Annotated in this window: 19 protein-coding genes; 15 read left to right on the forward strand and 4 right to left on the reverse strand. The window is 72.8% G+C overall.

Annotation, left to right across the window (positions count from 1 at the left end):
• The first annotated feature begins 74 nt into the window (after window positions 1-74).
• From rplM to glmM, 3 genes are all read left to right on the forward strand, one after another.
• A complete protein-coding gene (gene rplM, locus ACIP8W_RS08295; protein ID WP_114659644.1) occupies window positions 75-518 on the forward strand; it encodes a 50S ribosomal protein L13 in 444 nt (147 codons plus the stop codon).
• Window positions 519-560: 42 nt separating this feature from the next.
• Window positions 561-1,088: a 30S ribosomal protein S9 gene (rpsI, locus tag ACIP8W_RS08300; RefSeq protein ID WP_401951605.1), complete on the forward strand. Its 528-nt coding sequence runs from the start codon at window positions 561-563 to the stop codon at window positions 1,086-1,088.
• Window positions 1,089-1,487: 399 nt separating this feature from the next.
• Window positions 1,488-2,855, forward strand: a complete 1,368-nt coding sequence (gene glmM, locus ACIP8W_RS08305) for a phosphoglucosamine mutase (RefSeq protein ID WP_401951602.1) — start codon at window positions 1,488-1,490, stop codon at window positions 2,853-2,855.
• A gap of 62 nt (window positions 2,856-2,917) precedes the next feature.
• Here glmM and ACIP8W_RS08310 read toward each other — a convergent pair whose 3' ends face one another.
• The 3 genes from ACIP8W_RS08310 to coaA form a co-directional block, all read right to left on the reverse strand.
• Window positions 2,918-3,460 carry a DinB family protein gene (locus tag ACIP8W_RS08310; protein WP_401951600.1) on the reverse strand — a complete coding sequence of 181 codons (543 nt, stop codon included), beginning with the start codon at window positions 3,458-3,460 and terminating at the stop codon, window positions 2,918-2,920.
• A 41-nt stretch (window positions 3,461-3,501) separates the two neighbouring features.
• Window positions 3,502-4,464: a DUF389 domain-containing protein gene (locus ACIP8W_RS08315; protein WP_401951597.1), complete on the reverse strand. Its 963-nt coding sequence runs from the start codon at window positions 4,462-4,464 to the stop codon at window positions 3,502-3,504.
• A gap of 190 nt (window positions 4,465-4,654) precedes the next feature.
• Window positions 4,655-5,659: a type I pantothenate kinase gene (coaA, locus tag ACIP8W_RS08320; RefSeq protein ID WP_401951594.1), complete on the reverse strand. Its 1,005-nt coding sequence runs from the start codon at window positions 5,657-5,659 to the stop codon at window positions 4,655-4,657.
• Window positions 5,660-5,803: 144 nt separating this feature from the next.
• On the opposite strand from coaA, the gene glmS reads away from it, so the two are divergent.
• From glmS to ACIP8W_RS08360, 8 genes are all read left to right on the forward strand, one after another.
• Window positions 5,804-7,651 carry a glutamine--fructose-6-phosphate transaminase (isomerizing) gene (glmS, locus tag ACIP8W_RS08325; protein WP_402202383.1) on the forward strand — a complete coding sequence of 616 codons (1,848 nt, stop codon included), beginning with the start codon at window positions 5,804-5,806 and terminating at the stop codon, window positions 7,649-7,651.
• Between the two features lie 97 nt (window positions 7,652-7,748).
• Window positions 7,749-8,117 (forward strand): holo-ACP synthase, encoded by a 369-nt coding sequence (locus ACIP8W_RS08330; RefSeq protein WP_401951589.1) that lies wholly within the window; start codon window positions 7,749-7,751, stop codon window positions 8,115-8,117.
• Between the two features lie 17 nt (window positions 8,118-8,134).
• Window positions 8,135-9,595, forward strand: coding sequence for an NAD(P)H-hydrate dehydratase (locus tag ACIP8W_RS08335; protein WP_401951586.1), 1,461 nt, complete (start codon window positions 8,135-8,137; stop codon window positions 9,593-9,595).
• 56 nt (window positions 9,596-9,651) lie between these two features.
• Complete coding sequence (locus tag ACIP8W_RS08340) at window positions 9,652-11,022, forward strand: DUF3533 domain-containing protein (protein WP_401951583.1); 1,371 nt, start codon at window positions 9,652-9,654, stop codon at window positions 11,020-11,022.
• 89 nt (window positions 11,023-11,111) lie between these two features.
• On the forward strand, window positions 11,112-12,254 hold the full coding sequence (gene alr / locus ACIP8W_RS08345) for an alanine racemase (protein WP_402202458.1): 1,143 nt from the start codon (window positions 11,112-11,114) through the stop codon (window positions 12,252-12,254).
• Between the two features lie 51 nt (window positions 12,255-12,305).
• Window positions 12,306-13,577, forward strand: coding sequence for an alpha/beta fold hydrolase (locus ACIP8W_RS08350; protein WP_401951580.1), 1,272 nt, complete (start codon window positions 12,306-12,308; stop codon window positions 13,575-13,577).
• Window positions 13,549-14,109: a tRNA (adenosine(37)-N6)-threonylcarbamoyltransferase complex ATPase subunit type 1 TsaE gene (gene tsaE, locus ACIP8W_RS08355; RefSeq protein ID WP_401951578.1), complete on the forward strand. Its 561-nt coding sequence runs from the start codon at window positions 13,549-13,551 to the stop codon at window positions 14,107-14,109. The genes ACIP8W_RS08350 and tsaE overlap by 29 nt, the downstream gene beginning before the upstream one ends.
• A gap of 163 nt (window positions 14,110-14,272) precedes the next feature.
• Window positions 14,273-14,485 (forward strand): hypothetical protein, encoded by a 213-nt coding sequence (locus tag ACIP8W_RS08360; RefSeq protein WP_402202386.1) that lies wholly within the window; start codon window positions 14,273-14,275, stop codon window positions 14,483-14,485.
• 42 nt (window positions 14,486-14,527) lie between these two features.
• On the opposite strand, the gene ACIP8W_RS08365 is transcribed toward ACIP8W_RS08360, so the two are convergent.
• On the reverse strand, window positions 14,528-15,079 hold the full coding sequence (locus ACIP8W_RS08365) for a hypothetical protein (RefSeq protein WP_402202388.1): 552 nt from the start codon (window positions 15,077-15,079) through the stop codon (window positions 14,528-14,530).
• 111 nt (window positions 15,080-15,190) lie between these two features.
• Between ACIP8W_RS08365 and tsaB the strand changes: the two genes are divergently transcribed.
• Genes tsaB through ACIP8W_RS08385 form a run of 4 tightly spaced genes read left to right on the forward strand, consistent with a single transcriptional unit; the run spans window position 15,191 to window position 17,850 of the window.
• Window positions 15,191-15,892, forward strand: coding sequence for a tRNA (adenosine(37)-N6)-threonylcarbamoyltransferase complex dimerization subunit type 1 TsaB (gene tsaB / locus ACIP8W_RS08370; protein ID WP_401951569.1), 702 nt, complete (start codon window positions 15,191-15,193; stop codon window positions 15,890-15,892).
• Window positions 15,893-15,933: 41 nt separating this feature from the next.
• Window positions 15,934-16,446, forward strand: a complete 513-nt coding sequence (gene rimI / locus ACIP8W_RS08375; protein WP_402202460.1) for a ribosomal protein S18-alanine N-acetyltransferase — start codon at window positions 15,934-15,936, stop codon at window positions 16,444-16,446.
• A complete protein-coding gene (tsaD, locus tag ACIP8W_RS08380; protein ID WP_401951566.1) occupies window positions 16,439-17,554 on the forward strand; it encodes a tRNA (adenosine(37)-N6)-threonylcarbamoyltransferase complex transferase subunit TsaD in 1,116 nt (371 codons plus the stop codon). The genes rimI and tsaD overlap by 8 nt, the downstream gene beginning before the upstream one ends.
• Window positions 17,551-17,850: a hypothetical protein gene (locus tag ACIP8W_RS08385; protein ID WP_401951563.1), complete on the forward strand. Its 300-nt coding sequence runs from the start codon at window positions 17,551-17,553 to the stop codon at window positions 17,848-17,850. The genes tsaD and ACIP8W_RS08385 overlap by 4 nt, the downstream gene beginning before the upstream one ends.
• The last annotated feature ends 104 nt before the right edge of the window (window positions 17,851-17,954 follow it).

The following is a 17,954-nucleotide window of genomic DNA, read 5'->3' on the forward strand; positions in this document are numbered from 1 at the left end:
TGTCAGGACTCCCTCCTCACAGTCCTCGCGGGCTGGGGGAGACCCCATCACTGAAGAAGCGAAGGCATACGACCGTGCGTACGTACAGCCCCAAGCCCGGCGATGTGACGCGCCAGTGGCACATCATCGACGCGCAGGACATCGTCCTGGGCCGTCTGGCGACCACCGCCGCCAACCTTCTGCGCGGTAAGCACAAGGCGATCTACGCGCCCCACGTCGACACCGGTGACTTCGTCATCATCGTCAACGCGGACAAGGTGCACCTGTCCGGCAACAAGAAGACCCAGAAGATGGCGTACCGCCACTCCGGTTACCCGGGTGGTCTGCGTTCGGTCCGTTACGACGAGCTGCTCGCCAAGAACCCCGAGAAGGCCGTCGAGAAGGCCATCAAGGGCATGATCCCCAAGAACACCCTGGGCCGTCAGATGCTCTCGAAGCTGAAGGTCTACTCGGGCGACCAGCACCCGCACGCTGCGCAGCAGCCGGTCCCGTTCGAGATCACCCAGGTCGCGCAGTAGTTCCGGCCACCCCCTAAGACGAAAAGAAATCTGAGGAGCATCGTGGCCGAGACCACTGTAGAAACGCCCGTCGAAGACGCTGAGGTCGAAGAGACCTTCGCCGAGGTGACGACCTTCGAGTCGGAGGTCCCCGTCGAGGGTGAGTACACCTCCGAGTCGCTCGCGGGCCGCTTCGGCGACCCGCAGCCGGCGGCCGGCCTGGGCCGTCGCAAGAACGCCATCGCCCGCGTCCGGATCGTTCCGGGCACCGGCAAGTGGAAGATCAACGGTCGCACCCTTGAGGAGTACTTCCCCAACAAGGTGCACCAGCAGGCTGTCAACGAGCCCTTCAAGGTGCTTGAGCTGGACAACCGCTACGACGTGATCGCCCGTATCTCGGGTGGCGGCGTCTCCGGTCAGGCCGGCGCCCTGCGCCTCGGTGTGGCCCGCTCGCTCAACGAGGCGGATGTCGACAACAACCGCGCCATCCTGAAGAAGGCCGGCTTCCTCAGCCGCGACGACCGTGCGGTCGAGCGCAAGAAGGCCGGTCTGAAGAAGGCCCGTAAGGCTCCGCAGTACAGCAAGCGCTAGTCGCTCGCTGGCCGGTACGGCTCGCGCACGGCCTTTCCCGGCTGTCGCGTACGGCCTTTTCGGCACAACGAACGCCCCGGCGGCACTCCGTGCTGTCGGGGCGTTCGTTTTCTTGGTTATGCGGGCGTATAAAAGCATCAGACGTTTCTCACGCTGGGGTGATGCCCGGGATTTCGTCTGGTGCGCTTTTGACGGCTGTGGTGTGCGGCTGCGTTTTCGGTCCGGCCGGGGGTTTCGGTCGGCTGCGTTTTCGGTCGGCTGGGGTTTTCGGTCGGCTGGGTTTCGGCTGATGGTGTTTCGGTCGGCCGTATTTGGGTCAGCTGTGTTTGGTCGGTTTGGTTTTTGGAGCATTTTCGCTCGGATCAGTGCTGATTCCGGGCGGTTCTCGGAGGGAGAGCTGTGGGACGACTCTTCGGTACGGACGGCGTGCGCGGTGTCGCCAACGCCGATCTGACGGCTGAGCTGGCGCTCGGTCTGTCGGTCGCCGCGGCACATGTGCTCGGCGAGGTGGGGACGTTCGAGGGGCACCGGCCCACGGCGGTCGTCGGGCGCGATCCCCGCGCCTCCGGCGAGTTCCTGGAAGCCGCTGTCGTGGCGGGTCTCGCGAGCGCGGGCGTGGACGTCCTGCGCGTCGGTGTGCTGCCCACCCCCGCGGTGGCGTATCTCACCGGTGTGCTGGGCGCCGACCTCGGTGTGATGCTCTCCGCGAGCCACAACGCCATGCCCGACAACGGCATCAAGTTCTTCGCGCGCGGCGGGCACAAGCTCGCCGACGAGCTGGAGGACCGTATCGAGGCCGCCTACTACGAGAACACTGTGCACCGTACGGGCGAGCCGTGGAAGCGGCCGACCGGCGCGGGCGTGGGCCGGGTCCGTACCTACGACGAGGGCTTCGACCAGTACGTCGCCCATCTGATCGCCGTCCTGCCGAACCGGCTCGACGGGCTCAAGGTCGTCCTGGACGAGGCGCACGGCGCCGCCGCCCGGGTCTCGCCGGAGGCGTTCACCCGGGCCGGCGCCGAGATCATCACGATCGGCGCCGAGCCGGACGGGCTGAACATCAACGACGGCTGCGGCTCCACCCATCTGGGACTGCTGAAGGCCGCCGTCGTCGAGCACGGCGCCGACCTCGGCATCGCCCACGACGGGGACGCGGACCGCTGCCTGGCCGTGGACGGCGCGGGCAACGAGGTCGACGGCGACCAGATCCTCGCGGTGCTGGCCCTCGCCATGCGCGAGGCGGGCACCCTGCGCGGCGACGCCGTCGTCGGCACGGTCATGTCCAACCTCGGCTTCAAGCTGGCGATGGAGCGCGAGGGCATCCGCCTCCTGGAGACCGCCGTCGGCGACCGCTATGTGCTGGAGTCGATGAAGGAGCACGGCTACGCCCTCGGCGGCGAGCAGTCGGGCCATGTCATCGTCCTCGACCACGCCACCACCGGCGACGGCACGCTCACCGGCCTGATGCTCGCGGCCCGGGTCGCCGCGACCGGCCGTACGCTGGCCGACCTCGCGGCGGTCATGCACCGGCTGCCGCAGGTGCTGGTCAACGTCCCCGACGTCGACAAGTCCCGGGTCGGGACCTCCGCCGACCTGGCCGCGGCCGTCACCGAGGCCGAACGCGCCCTGGGCGCCACCGGCCGCGTACTCCTGCGCCCCTCGGGCACGGAGCCGCTGGTACGGGTCATGGTCGAGGCCGCCGACATCGACCAGGCCCGCGCGGTGGCCGGCCGGCTGGCGGACGTGGTGAAGGCGGCGCTGGGCTGAGGGCCTGACGCGTAGGGCCGGTGGCCCGGATCCCCCGTCCGGGGGGTCCGGGCCACCGCTCGTTACGTACCGGAAGAGGCGCTACGTCCCGCCGCCCGCAGCAGGCGGAGCTGGCCGATCTCGGCGGCGTTCTTCATCAGCTCGGCGTTCACCCAGGCGGCCATGTCGGCGACGCTGTACGCGGGGTCGCCCTGCCAGGGGAACGGGGCGACCGCGTCCAGCTCGGCGTCGGTGAGCCCCGCCAGCACCTCCCGCCACTCCTCCCGCAGCGCCCCCAGCGACGCGACGGCCGCCTTCCCGTCGCCCGGCGCGCCGACGTCGGCGCGCTCCCGGGGCGTACGGGAGCGCGCGTGGTCCAGGGCGACCGACCACCACCAGCCGATGTGCCAGCTCAGCCAGGCGATCGTGGGGACCGGTACGGGATCGGGCTCGGCCTCGTCCCAGTCCGGCACCCAGCTTCCGTCGTCGGCCTGGCGGACCGTCCAGCAGAGTGGGGCGGGCTCCCAGAGGAAGTCCTCGGGGACCAGCCGGTCCAGGTGGTACGTGAACAGGGACCAGGTCAGATCGGACTGGCGGCGCAGCAGTCCGGCGCGGGGGACGTCCATGGGGTCGACCCTGGCACGGCGCGGCCGGACCGGAAAAGCGGTTATCCGGCGGGCGGGCGCTCGGCGCGGCGGGTCCGGCCGAACCTGCGGGTGCCCGCCCAGAACGCCCGCTGCGCGAGCAGGGTGAGCGTGCCGGCGGCGACGATGCCCGCCAGGTTCAGCAGGAGCTGGCCGCTGGAGCCCCAGACCTGGCCCATGTCGCCGTACCCGAGCGCGACCGCCGCGTTGGCCGCCGCCGGGACCGTGGTCACGGAGATGGCGACGCCGACCAGCGCGCCCGCCTTCGCCGAGGTCAGCGAGAGCATGCCCGCCGCGCCCGCGAGGGCCGCCACGACCAGCGAGAACAGATCCGGGTTCCAGATGAACGAGGTGTTCGGGCGGTCGGCCGCCAGCATCGCCCGGGAGAAGAGCCCGAAGGAGTCCATCATCAGGGAGAACACCGTCGTCAGCGCCATCGCCACCGCGAACCCGGTGACCAGCGCGACCAGCGAGCGCCAGGCAGGTCCGGGCGCGCGCCCGACCAGCCCGGCGCAGATCCCGGCCAGCGGGCCGAACTCCGGGCCGACCGCCATCGCGCCCACGATCAGGATCGCGTTGTCCAGCACCACACCGCAGGCCGCGATCATCGTCGCCAGGGTGAGGAACGCCAGATAGGTGACCGAGAGCGTGGACTCCTCGTGGGTCACCTCCGCGAGGTGCTCCCACAGCACGGCGTCCGCGCCCTCGCCCGGCGCCGCCTCCTCCGCCGCGTCCGCCCGCTTGGAGAGCGACAGGCCGACGTTCTCCACGGAGATCGACCCCGACTCGTCGATCCCGAGCGCGCGCAGCTCCGCGATCAGCTCGTCGCCCGCCTCGCGGGCCACGTCGCACAGGACCAGATCGCCCAGCGGATCGCGCGCGGCGCCGGGGACGACCACCAGATGGGTGGCGCCGACGGTCGTCCCGACGACGCGTACGACCTCGTCGGTACGCCCGGCCGGCACGAGGAGTCGCAGATGCAGCATGCCGGTGGCTCCAGGGATCAGGTCAGGGGGTGCGCAGGGATCAGAGTGGCACAGGCACGGAAAAGGTGCCGTAATGGGCCCACTTGATCCGTCGCCGTACTGTCCCTGCGCCGCGCGGCGCGGGAGCCGCTGGAGCGGCCGCGCGCCTGGGAGCGCTGACCGGGCCGCGGGCCCCGGGCGGCGCGGGTGTTCAGAGCTTGCGCAGGGAGAGGCGTTGCGCCTTGTGGTCGGGGCCCTTGCGCAGGACCAGGGTGGCGCGGCCCCGGGTGGGTGCCACGTTCTCCATGAGGTTGGGCAGGTTGACGGTGCGCCACACGGTACGGGCGTACTCCAGCGCCTCGTCCTCGGAGACGCGGGTGTACTTCGTGAAGTACGAGGACGGGTCCTGGAACGCGGTCTCGCGCAGGGTGCGGAACCGGTCGAGGTACCAGGTCTCGATGTCCTCGGGCCGGGCGTCCACGTACACGCTGAAGTCGAAGTAGTCGGCCAGGGCGACCCTCGTCCGGCCGTCCTTGCCGGGCAGCGCGGGCTGGAGGACGTTCAGGCCCTCGACGATCAGGATGTCGGGGCGGCGTACGGTGAGCCGCTCGCCCGGGACGATGTCGTAGATCAGATGCGAGTAGACGGGCGCCGTGACCTCGTCCTTGCCCGCCTTGATGTCGGCGACGAACCGGGTCAGGGCGCGCCGGTCGTACGACTCGGGGAAGCCCTTGCGGGCCGTCAGCTCCCGGTCGCGCAGCTCCTTCATGGGGAGCAGGAAGCCGTCCGTGGTGACGAGTTCGACCCTCGGGTGCTCCGGCCAGCGCGCCAGCATCGCCTGGAGGAGACGGGCCACGGTCGATTTGCCGACCGCCACACTGCCCGCGACGCCTATGACGAAGGGCGTGCCGAGCTGGGCGCCGTGGCCGTTGCCCGCGTCGCCGAGGAAGGTGTTCAGGGCGCCGCGCAGCTCGGCCGTGGCCTGGACGTACAGGTTGAGCAGCCGGGAGAGCGGCAGGTAGACGTCCCGTACCTCGTCGAGGTCGATGACATCGCCCAGCCCGCGCAGCTGTTCGAGCTCCTCGGCGGTCAGCGGCAGCGGTGTCTTGTCGCGCAGCGCGCTCCACTCGGCCCGGGTGAGGTCGACGTAGGGGGTCGGCCCGTGCTCGCCCCGGCGGGGGGAGTTGCGTGGCGGTGAAGTGATCACGGGATCCATTCTCCGGGGTGGTAGCTGATGGTGGCTGGTGTGTTACATCACCTCCGTCCGGCGTGTCGGACGCCGATGACGCGGTGTGGCCCCCGGCGCCCGCCCCTATTTCTGGGACGATTCGTCATAAAACCATTGACGAAAGGCACTTCTATGTGCGGAATCGTGGGATACGTCGGCGGACAGTCGGCGCTCGACGTGGTCGTCGCGGGTCTCAAGCGGCTGGAGTACCGGGGGTACGACTCGGCCGGGGTGGCCGTCCTCGCGGACGGCGGGCTCGCCTCCGCCAAGAAGGCGGGCAAGCTCGTCAACCTGGAGAAGGAGCTGGTGGAACGCCCGCTGCCGAGCGGTCCCACCGGCATCGGGCACACCCGCTGGGCCACCCACGGCGGCCCCACCGACGTCAACGCCCACCCGCACCTGGACAACGCGGGGCGCGTGGCCGTCGTACACAACGGGATCATCGAGAACTTCGCCGCGCTCCGGGCCGAACTCGCCGGGCGGGGCCACGCTCTGGACTCCGAGACGGACACCGAGGTCGTGTCGCATCTGCTGGCCGAGGCGTTCTCGTCCTGCGGGGATCTCGCCGAGTCGATGCGCCAGGTGTGCCGGCGGCTGGAGGGGGCCTTCACGCTGGTCGCCGTCCACGCGGACGCGCCGGACGTCGTCGTCGGCGCGCGCCGCAACTCGCCGCTGGTCGTGGGCGTCGGGGAGGGGGAGGCGTTCCTCGCCTCGGATGTCGCCGCGTTCATCGCGTACACCCGCTCGGCGATCGAACTGGGCCAGGACCAGGTCGTGGAGGCGCGCCGGGACGGGGTGCGGGTGACGGACTTCGACGGGGCCCCGGCCGAGGTCCGTTCGTACCACGTGGACTGGGACGCCTCGGCGGCCGAGAAGGGCGGCTACGCCTCCTTCATGCTCAAGGAGATCGCCGAACAGCCCCGGGCGGTCGCCGACACGCTCCTCGGCCGGATCGACGCGGAGGGCTCGCTGATCCTCGACGAGGTGCGGATGCCGGCGGCCGTGCTGTGCGAGGCGACCAAGGTCGTCATCGTGGCGTGCGGGACCGCCTTCCACGCCGGGATGATCGCGAAGTACGCCATCGAGCACTGGACCCGGATGCCCTGCGAGGTCGAGCAGGCCAGCGAGTTCCGCTACCGGGACCCCATCCTCGACCCGCGCACCCTGGTCATCGCCATCTCGCAGTCCGGCGAGACCATGGACACGCTGATGGCGCTGCGGCACGCCAGGGAGCAGGGCGCGAAGGTGCTCGCCATCTGCAACACCAACGGTTCGACCATCCCGAGGGAGTCGGACGCGGTCCTCTACACCCACGCGGGCCCGGAGGTCGCCGTCGCCTCCACCAAGGCGTTCCTGACCCAGCTGGTGGCGTGCTACCTGGTCGCGCTCTATCTGGGACAGCGGCGCGGTACGCAGTGGGGCGACGAGATCAGGGCCGTGGTCAGGGAGCTGGCGCGGATCGGGGACGAGGTGGAGCGCGTACTGGAGACGATGGAGCCGGTACGGGAGCTGGCGCGCTCCCTCAAGGACAAGCCGACCGTGCTCTTCGTGGGTCGGCACGTCGGCTATCCGGTGGCCCTGGAGGGCGCGCTCAAGCTCAAGGAGCTGGCGTACATGCACGCCGAGGGGTTCGCGGCGGGCGAGCTGAAGCACGGGCCGATCGCGCTGATCGAGCAGGACCTGCCGGTGGTCGTCGTCGTCCCGTCACCGCGGGGGCGGTCGGTGCTGCACGGCAAGATCGTCTCGAACATCCAGGAGATCCGGGCCAGGGGCGCGCGCACGATCGTGATCGCGGAGGAGGGCGACGAGGAGGTCGTCCCCTACGCGGACCACCTGATCCGGATCCCGGCGACGCCGACGCTCCTCCAGCCGCTGGTGGCGACGGTGCCGTTGCAGGTGTTCGCGTGCGAGCTGGCGACGGCGCGCGGCAACGAGGTGGATCAGCCGAGGAATCTGGCGAAGTCCGTGACGGTGGAGTGAGCCGGCGTGGTGGGGTGGGCCTGGACGGATCGTGGGAACGACGGCGGGCGGCCCGGGACGGACCGCCGGAGTGTCGGTGGGATGAGAGGCTGGTCCAATGATCATTGGGGTGGGGATCGACGTCGCGGAGATCGACCGGTTCGCGGCGTCCCTGGAGCGGACCCCGCACCTCGCCGACCGGCTCTTCCTCGAAGCGGAGCTGCTGCTCCCGAGCGGTGAACGGCGCGGCGCGGCCTCCCTGGCGGCGCGCTTCGCCGCCAAGGAGGCCCTCGCGAAGGCGCTCGGCGCGCCCGCCGGGCTGCGCTGGACGGACGCCGAGGTGTACGTCGAGGAGGGCGGGCGGCCCCGGCTGCGGGTGACCGGCACGGTGGCGGCCCGCGCACGGGAGCTGGGCGTACGGAGCTGGCACATCTCGCTCAGCCATGACGCGGGAGTGGCGTCCGCGGTCGTGATCGCGGAGGGTTGACGGAGGAGGGTGTACCGATGCGTACCGCTTACAGCGTGGAGACGGTCAGGAGCGCCGAGCGCGAGCTGATGGCCCGGCTGCCCGAGGGCGCGCTCATGCGGCAGGCCGCCGCCGGGCTCGCCGCGGCGTGCGCCGGGCTGCTGCGCGAGACGCGCGGCCGGGTGTACGGATCGCGGGTGGTCCTGCTCGTCGGCAGCGGCGACAACGGGGGCGACGCGCTGTACGCGGGCGCCTCGCTGGCCCGCAGGGGCGCCGGGGTCGCCGCCGTGCTCCTCGCGCCGGGGCGTACGCACCCCGGCGGGCTCGCCGCCCTGCGCGCGGCGGGCGGGCGGGTGGCCGAGGACCCGTTCGAGGTGCTGGCCACCGCCGATCTGGTCCTGGACGGCATCACCGGCATCGGCGGCACGGGCGGGCTGCGGCCCGACGCGGTCCCGGTGGCGCGGGCCGCGCGCGGCTCCGACGCGCTGATCGTGGCCGTCGACCTGCCGAGCGGGGTGGCCGCCGACAGTGGCGAGGTGGCGGGCGAGGCGCTGCGCGCGGACGCGACGATCACCTTCGGTACGTACAAACCGGGCCTCCTGGTCGACCCGGCGCGGGAACACGCGGGCGCGCTGCGGCTGGTGGACATCGGCCTCGGCCCGTACCTGCCGTCCGTGCCCGCGCTGGAGGCGCTCCAGCACGAGGACGTCGCGGCGCTGCTGCCGCGCCCGACCGGCGAGAGCGACAAGTACCGGCGCGGGGTCGCCGGGCTGGTCGCGGGCTCGGCGCGGTACCCGGGCGCGGCGGTCCTCACCGTGTCGGGCGCGCTGCGCGGCGGCGCGGGCGCCGTACGGTACGTCGGCCCCGGCGCCGAGGCGGTCCTCGCCCGGCACCCCGAGACCCTGGTCCACGACGGCCCGCCGTCCAGGGCGGGCCGGGTCCAGGCATGGGTCGTCGGCCCCGGGCTCGGCGACGGTTCGTGGGCGCTGTCCACCGTGGCCGACGTGCTGGCCTCGGACGTCCCGGTCCTGGTGGACGCGGACGGCCTGCGGCTGCTGGCCCCGGAGGCCGTCCGGGCACGGCGGGCCCCGACCCTGCTCACCCCGCACGCGGGCGAGGCGGCGGCGCTGCTGGGCGTCCCCCGCGAGGAGGTGGAGGCGCGCCGGCTGGCCTCCGTACGCGAACTGGCCGCGCGGTACGGCGCGACCGTGCTGCTCAAGGGGTCGACCACCCTGGTGGCCGATCCGGACCCGACTGTTCCGGTACGGGTCAACCCCACCGGCACGCCCTGGCTGGCCACCGCGGGCAGCGGCGATGTCCTCTCCGGCCTCGCGGGCTCCCTGCTGGCGGCGGGGCTGACGGCGCGGGACGCGGGGTCGGTGGCCGCGTACCTCCACGGCCTCGCGGGCCGGCTGGGCGCGCGCTCGGCCCCGGTCTCGGCGGACGATGTGGCGGAGCTGCTGCCGGAGGCGTGGCGGAATGTGACGGGAGCGCCGTAGCCACCCCGCGTACCGCCCGGCGGGCGGGGAGCGCGCGGCGGATCTAGGTTGGCCGCATGGCCGATGGCACGGAGGGTGAGGGCGGGGGAGCGGGCGGCGACGGTCCGGCGAGTGCCGGGCGGTGGGTGCGGGCCCGGGACGTCCTCGGGAACGGCGCCGTATGGGTCTTTCCCACCGTGCTGCTCACGCTGGTCGTCCTCGTCCTCGCGCTCGCGTACAGCGGCGGCATCGCCGACCCGCGCGGCTCGCTGCACCGGCTGCCGATCGCGCTGGTCGACCGGGACACGGGCGATCTGGGCCGGCGCTTCGTCCAGGGGATCGCGACCGCGCCCGACCCGAAGGAACGGGTCTCCTGGCGGATCATGACCCCGGCGCAGGCCAGGGACGCGTTCGACTCGGGCAGGCTGTACGGCGCCATCGAGGTGCCCGAGGGGTTCACCGACGCGCTGACGAGCATCGTCGCGCCGACCCCCGCCGGCTCCCCGAAGGCCGCGCAGCCCCATGTGGTCCTGCTGACCAACCCCGGCGCGGGCAGCCTCGCCTCGTCCCTGGCGATCGGCATCGAACAGCAGGCCCTGCGCACCGCCTCGCTGCGGATCGGCGCGGATCTGGCGGCGCAGGCGCGCCGGGCGGGGACCACCCCGACCACGGCGCAGAGCATGCTGCTGGCCGACCCGATCACGTACACGACCACGCCCGGACACGCCCTCGCGCCCCGCACCGGGCTGGGGCTGACCGCGTTCTACGTGACGCTGCTGGTGGTGATGGCCGGGTTCCTCGGCGCGAACATCATCAGCGGCGCCGTCGACTCGGGGCTCGGCTACGCGCCGACCGAGCTGGGGCCCAAGCGGCTGTCGCGGGCGCCGCTGCTGATCAGCCGCACCCAGACGCTGGTGGCCAAGATGGTGATGTCGGCGGTCCTCGCGGTGGTCACCTCGTCGGTGATCGTGCTGGCCACGGCCGTGATCATCCGGCTGGACCTGCCGCATCTGTTCCAGCTGTGGGTGTTCACGGTCTGCGCGAGCGCGGTGGTGGGCGTGAGCACGCAGGCGATCATCGCCGTCTTCGGCGGGCTGGGGCAGATCGTCGCGATGATCGTGTTCATCGCCCTCGCCATCCCCTCGGCGGGCGCGACCGTCCCGCTGGAGGCGGTGCCCGGCTTCTACCGGGTGCTGGCCGAATTCGAGCCGATGCGGCAGATCAGCGACGGGGTGCGGGCCATCGTCTACTTCGACGCGCACGCCGACGCGGGCCTCCAGCGGGCCTGGAGCATGATGGCGGTGGGGCTGGCGGCGGCGCTCGTCCTGGGCTTCGGGATCACCCGCTGGTACGACCACCGGGGCTTCCACCGGATCCACCCGGACGAGGTGGCGGGCGGCGGATCCCCGACGGGTTCTTCGCCGGGTTCTTCAACGGGCTCCGCGTAGGACTCCGGGTAGGGCTCTTCGGCGGGCTCCTCGGTCGACCGCCGAACCGGAGGGCCGCTCTGCGACACTGAGACACGATGACCGGAACCATGCAGACCTCGGCGGGCCTCCGGGCGCGCGCCGAAGTCGATCTCGCCGCCCTGCGGGGCAATGTGCGCGCGCTCCGTTCCCGGCTGGGGCCCGGCACGGCGCTGATGGCCGTAGTGAAGTCCGACGCGTACGGACACGGCGCGCTGCCCGTCGCCAGGGCGGCCCTCGAAGCGGGCGCGACCTGGCTGGGAACCGCCACTCCGCACGAGGCGCTCGCCCTGCGTGCCGCCGGGATCGGCGGCCGGCTGATGTGCTGGCTGTGGACGCCCGGCGACCCCTGGCGGGAGGGCATCGAGGCCGACCTCGACATGTCCGTCAGCGGGCTGTGGGCGCTGCGCGAGGTGACGGCCGCCGCCCGGGAGGCGGGCCGCCCCGCCCGTATCCAGCTCAAGGCCGACACCGGACTCGGCCGCAACGGCTGCCAGCCCGCCGACTGGCCCGAGCTGGTCGGCGCCGCGCTCACCGCGCAGGCCGCCGGGCTGGTCGAGGTCACCGGCCTCTGGTCGCACTTCGCCTGCGCCGACGAGCCGGGCCACCCGTCGATCGCCGCGCAACTGGACGTGTTCCGCGGGATGCTCGCGTACGCCGAGAAGGCGGGCGTCCGCCCTGAGGTGCGCCACATCGCCAACTCGGCGGCCACGCTGACCCTCCCCGAGGCGCACTTCGATCTCGTACGCACCGGCATCGCCCTGTACGGCATCTCGCCCAGCCCCGGGCTGGGCACCCCCGAGGACTTCGGACTGCGCCCCGTGATGACGCTCTCCGCCTCCGTCGCGCTGGTCAAACAGGTCCCCGAGGGCCATGGCGTCAGCTACGGCCACCACTACGTCACCCCGGGGGAGACCACCCTCGGCCTCATCCCCCTCGGCTACGCGGACGGCATCCCGCGCCACGCCTCGGACCGCGGTCCCGTGCTGGTCGACGGGGTACGGCGGCGGGTGGCCGGCCGGGTCGCGATGGACCAGTTCGTCGTCGACCTCGGCGGCGACACCCCGGCGCCGGGCACGACCGCTGTCCTCTTCGGCCCCGGCGACCGGGGCGAACCGACCGCCGAGGACTGGGCGCGGGCCGCGGGGACCATCGCGTACGAGATCGTGACGCGCATCGGGTCACGCGTACCCCGGGTCCATGTGAACGGATAACGGGGAAACGGTCCGTGGCACACGGTCCGCGGGAACGACGAGGAGCGCACGGTGAGCGAGAGCAGCGCGGCGGCGGACGCGGCCGAGGCGATGGCCACGGGCAACTGGCGCCGGGCAGGGGTCGCCGGGGCCGCGATAGGTGTGATCGCCGCGGGCGCGGCGGCCGGGGTCGCGATCGAGCGGCTGACCGTGGGCCGGTCCATGCGCAGGCGCGCGCGGCTCGCGCTGGACTCGTCGGGACCGTACGGCGCGCTGCGCGGCACCCCGGGCAAGGCCGTCGCCGACGACGGCACCGAGCTGTACTACGAGATCGACGACATCGCCCCGGGGAGCGGAACCGGGGCCGGAACCGGGAGCGGAACCGGGGCCGGTGGCGCCGCCGCGGGGACGGCCCCCCGGCGCAGGCGCCTGTTCGGCCGTAAGGCTCCCGCGCCCGTCACCGTCGTCTTCAGCCATGGCTACTGCCTCAACCAGGACTCCTGGCACTTCCAGCGGGCGGCGCTGCGCGGGCTCGTCCGTACCGTCCACTGGGACCAGCGCAGCCACGGCCGCTCCGCCCGGGGCGTCGCCCAGTCGGGCCCCGACGGGGTGCCGGTCACCATCGAGCAGCTCGGCCGCGACCTCAGGGCCGTCATCGACGCGGCGGCGCCCGAGGGGCCGCTGGTGCTGGTCGGCCACTCCATGGGCGGGATGACGATGATGGCCCTCGCCGACCAGTACCCGGAGCTGATACGGGACCGGGTCGTCGGCGCCGCCTTCGTCGGTACGTCCAGCGGCAGGCTCGGCGAGGTCAGCTACGGGCTCCCGGCGGCGGGCGTGAACGCCGTACGCCGGGTACTCCCCGGGGTGCTCAGGGCGCTCGGCTCGCAGACCGAGCTGGTCGAACGCGGGCGGCGGCTCACCGCCGACGTCTTCGCCGGGCTGATCAAGCGCTACTCCTTCACCTCGAAGGACGTGGACCCGGCCGTCGTACGGTTCGCGGAACGGCTCATCGAGTCGACCCCGATCGATGTCGTCGCGGAGTTCTACCCGGCCTTCACCGAACACGACAAGGCGGGCGCGCTCCCGGTCTTCCTGGGCATCCCCGTGCTCGTACTGGCGGGGGAGGGCGATCTGATCACGCCCAGCTCGCACAGCGAGGCCATCGGGGACCTGCTGCCGGACGCGGAGCTGGTGCTCGTACCGGACGCCGGGCATCTGGTGATGCTGGAGCACCCGGAGGCCGTCACGGACCGGCTCGCGGACCTGCTGGCGCGGGTGGGCGCGGTGCCGACGGAGACTAACGTTGGGCCGCATGGAAGCACCGCACAGCCAGGCAGCTGACCCCGCCCCCTCCTCTGTTGTCCCCTCCGTGGTGATCACGGCCGACTCGCCCGAGCGGATGGGGGAGCTGGGCCGCGCGCTGGCCGCCCTGCTGCGCCCCGGCGATCTGGTGATGCTCACCGGCGAACTCGGCGCGGGCAAGACCACCCTCACCCGCGGCCTCGGCGAGGGCCTCGGCGTCCGGGGCGCCGTGACCTCCCCCACCTTCGTGATCGCCCGGGTCCACCCGCCCCTGGGCGCGGGCCCGGCGCTGGTCCATGTGGACGCGTACCGGCTCGGCGGGGGGCTGGACGAGATGGAGGACCTCGACCTGGACGTCTCGCTGCCGGACTCCGTGGTGGTCGTGGAGTGGGGCGACGGCAAGGTCGAGGAGCTGTCGGACGCCCGGCTGCATGTGGTCATCGACCGGGTGGCGGGTTCCTCCGCGCACGCCGACGAGGAGTACGACGACCGGCGCACCGTCACCCTGACGGGGTACGGGAACCGCTGGTCGGAGGTGGATCTCGGCGGGCTGGGGCGGCTGGGCGGCTGACGGGTGGGGCGAGGGTGCGCGGACAACGGTCAGGTGTTCCCGTACATTCCGACAAGACGTCGGCAAAATGTTGCGCGGGCTGTGCCGGGCGTGGTCACATGGTGGTAGAGAGCTGCTTAGGTATACCTAACCACGCTTGCCCCCGGAGCCCCAGGAGGCATCCATGCCGGACCCCGAGTGCACACCGCGTCCGCAGCCCACCACCTATATGGCGCGGATCCTGTCGCCGTCGTCCGTCCCGATGAAAGACCTGCTGGCGTCCTGTGCCGCCGCGGCGGCCGTCTCCACGCCGCCGCGCCGGCCCTCGGTGCCCGCCGCCGAGCCGGGAGCGCGGGGAGAGACCGAGGAGCGGGCGCTACGGCGCGACGCGGCCTGAGGCGTATGCCTCAGGCGTACGTACACACTCGTACGTCCGACCTCATCGGACGACGACGACCTTCGAGCCGACCGTGGCGAACGACCACAGCGCGTCGCCGTCCGGGCGCTTCATCCTGACCCCGCCCGTCTTCAGCGTCGGGTCCGGGGTGGAGAGCGTGCCGTCCACGGCGGAGCTGAAGCCGATCGCCACGTCGTCGACGTTCGTGAACCGTACGACGTGTTCGATCCGTACCCCGTCCGAGCCGGTGAGGGCGCCGGACCGGGAGGTCACGGTGTACATACCGGGCGCGGGGTGGATCGTGCTCGGCATGACCCCGAAGCCCCTGGTCGCCTTCCCCTTCTCGTCCACCAGCCAGACCCGGCGGTCGCCCAGCGAGTAGACGACCCGCGCGCCGGTGCCGGAGGCCGGGGGCAGGGCGGTCGCGCCGCCGGGCCGCTGCGCGGGGGCGCCGGAGGTGGAGTTCGTCGGCAGCTGACTGGGTGCGGCGAGGGTGTCGGGCACGTTCGCCGACGCCTGGTACGCGAGGACGCTGACCATGACGACGGCTGCCGCGGTGAGCCCGAGCGCGATTCCCGTGCTGTTCCTGGACACCTTGCTCCACCCTTTTGTGTGTTTGTGTGCAACCCCCGTGGGGACCGTAGCAGCCGGTACCGGGCAGGGCCGGGCGCCGTGCCCCGGGTCAGGGAGCCGTAGGCTGATTGCGTGCTTCTGCTCGCTGTTGATACCGCCACGCCCGCCGTCACCGTCGCCCTCCACGACGGCACCTCCGTTCTGGCCACGGAGAGTCAGGTCGACGCGCGCCGCCACGGGGAGCTGCTGCTCCCCGCCGTCGACCGGATCCTCGCCGGGGCCGGGCTCGTCCCGGCCGATGTGACGGATGTGGTCGTGGGGGTGGGGCCGGGGCCGTACACAGGGCTGCGCGTCGGCCTGGTCACCGCCCTGACCTTCGGCTCCGCGCTCGGCGTCCCGGTGCGCGGGCTCTGCACGCTGGACGGTCTCGCGTACGCCTCCGGGCTGGCCGGGCCGTTCGCGGTGGCCACGGACGCGCGCCGCAAGGAGGTCTACTGGGCGCGGTACGCGGATGCCCGTACCCGCCTGACCGAACCTGCCGTCGACCGGCCCGCCGACCTGGCCGAGCGGCTGGCCGGGCTGCCCGTCGTCGGCGCGGGGGCGGTCCTCTACCCGGACGCGTTCCCGGACGCGCGGGGGCCCGAGCACCAGTCGGCGGCGGCGCTGGCGGGGCTGGCGGCGGAGCTGCTGGGTTCCCCCGAGGGGCCTTCGGGGGAATCCCCGGGGGGAACTTCGGAGGGATCCCCCGGAGGTTTCCTGCCGCCGCTGCCGCTGTATCTGCGCCGGCCCGACGCGCAGGTGCCCAAGAACTACAAGGTGGTCACCCCGCAGTGACGCCCGCGCCCCCCTCCTCCCCGTCCGTGGCGCTGCGCGAGATGCGCTGGTGGGACATCGAACCGGTGCTCGCGCTCGAACGCGAACTGTTCCCCGAGGACGCCTGGTCCCCGGGCATGTTCTGGTCGGAGCTGGCCCACGCGCGCGGCCCGAGGGCCACCCGCCACTATGTGGTCGCGCAGGACCTGGACCGCCGGATCGTCGGCTACGCCGGACTCGCGGCGGCCGGTGGCCTCGCCGACGTACAGACGATCGCCGCCGCCCGCGACCAGTGGGGCACCGGCCTCGGCGCCCGGCTCCTCACCGATCTGCTCCAGCACGCCACCGCCTTCGAGTGCGACGAGGTGCTCCTCGAAGTACGGGTCGACAACACCCGGGCGCAGAAGCTGTACGAGCGGTTCGGCTTCGAGCCCATCGGCTTCCGGCGCGGCTACTACCAGCCGGGCAACATCGACGCGCTGGTGATGCGGCTGTCCGTACAGGGCGGCGGCGACACCGCCGGAAGCGGACCCCACCGATCACACGGCCCCCAAGGAACTGAGAACCATGGCTGACGAACCCCTCGTCCTCGGCATCGAGACCTCCTGCGACGAGACCGGCGTCGGTATCGTCCGGGGGACGACCCTGCTGGCCGACGCCATCGCGTCGAGCGTCGACGAGCACGCGCGCTTCGGCGGGGTGGTCCCGGAGGTCGCGTCCCGGGCACATCTGGAGGCGATGGTTCCGACGATCGAGCGCGCGCTGAAGGAGGCCGGGGTCAGCGCCCGTGACCTCGACGGGATCGCGGTGACGGCCGGCCCCGGGCTGGCCGGCGCGCTGCTGGTGGGCGTCTCGGCGGCGAAGACGTACGCGTACGCCCTCGGCAAGCCGCTGTACGGCGTGAACCACCTGGCCTCCCACATCTGCGTCGACCAGCTCGAACACGGCCCGCTGCCCGAGCCGACGATGGCGCTGCTGGTCAGCGGCGGCCACTCGTCGCTGCTGCTCGCGCCGGACATCACGGCCGATGTACGGCCCATGGGCGCGACGATCGACGACGCGGCGGGCGAGGCGTTCGACAAGATCGCCCGGGTGCTCCAGCTCGGCTTCCCCGGCGGCCCGGTGATCGACCGGCTGGCGCGGGAGGGCGACCCGCGCGCCATCGCGTTCCCGCGCGGTCTGACCGGGCCGCGCGACGCGCCGTACGACTTCTCCTTCTCCGGGCTCAAGACGTCTGTGGCCCGCTGGATCGAGGCGAAGCGGGCGGCGGGCGAGGAGGTGCCGGTACGGGACGTGGCGGCCTCCTTCCAGGAGGCGGTGGTCGACGTACTGACCCGCAAGGCCGTCCGCGCCTGCAAGGACGAGGGCGTGGACCACCTGATGATCGGCGGCGGGGTCGCGGCCAACTCCCGGCTGCGCGCGCTGGCGGCGGAGCGCTGCGAACGCGCGGGCATCCGGCTGCGGGTGCCGAGGCCGGGGCTGTGCACGGACAACGGCGCGATGGTGGCGGCGCTGGGCGCGGAGATGGTGGCGCGCAACCGGCCGGCGTCGGACTGGGGCCTGTCGGCGGACTCGTCGCTGCCGGTGACGGAGCCGCACGTACCGGGCGAGGCGCACGGACACGACCACGCGCACCCTCACGACCACGTGCACGAGCCGGTGAAGGGCAACCTGTACTCATGAGGCTCGCGCTGATGTGGGAGGCCAAGGCCGCGCCCGGCCGGGGCGCGGAACTGCTGGAGTGGGCGCGGTCCCGGTCCCGGGAACTGTCCCCCGCCCCCCTCCGCGCCGAACTGCTCCGGGCCCCCCAGGACCGCGTCCTGGTCATCACCTGGTGGAACGCCCCGTACGACGCCGCCCCCGACGCCGCCCCCGAACTCCCCGACCCGCCGACCCGCCTGACCGCCCGCGCCCCGCACCGCTGGCGCTTCGAGTCGCTGGGGGCGCCGGGGGACGCGGAAGCGCTCGGCCGGGAGTGAGTCGGTCCTTCTTCGGCAGTACGGCGGTGTCCAGGGCCGGGTAGGGGGCCGGGAGCGGCAGCGCTCGGCCGAGCTCCACCTCGGCCTTGGTGGCGTAGTGCGCG

It is taken from the genome of Streptomyces sp. NPDC088554 (genome assembly GCF_044752945.1).
Taxonomy (GTDB): Bacteria; Actinomycetota; Actinomycetes; order Streptomycetales; family Streptomycetaceae; genus Streptomyces.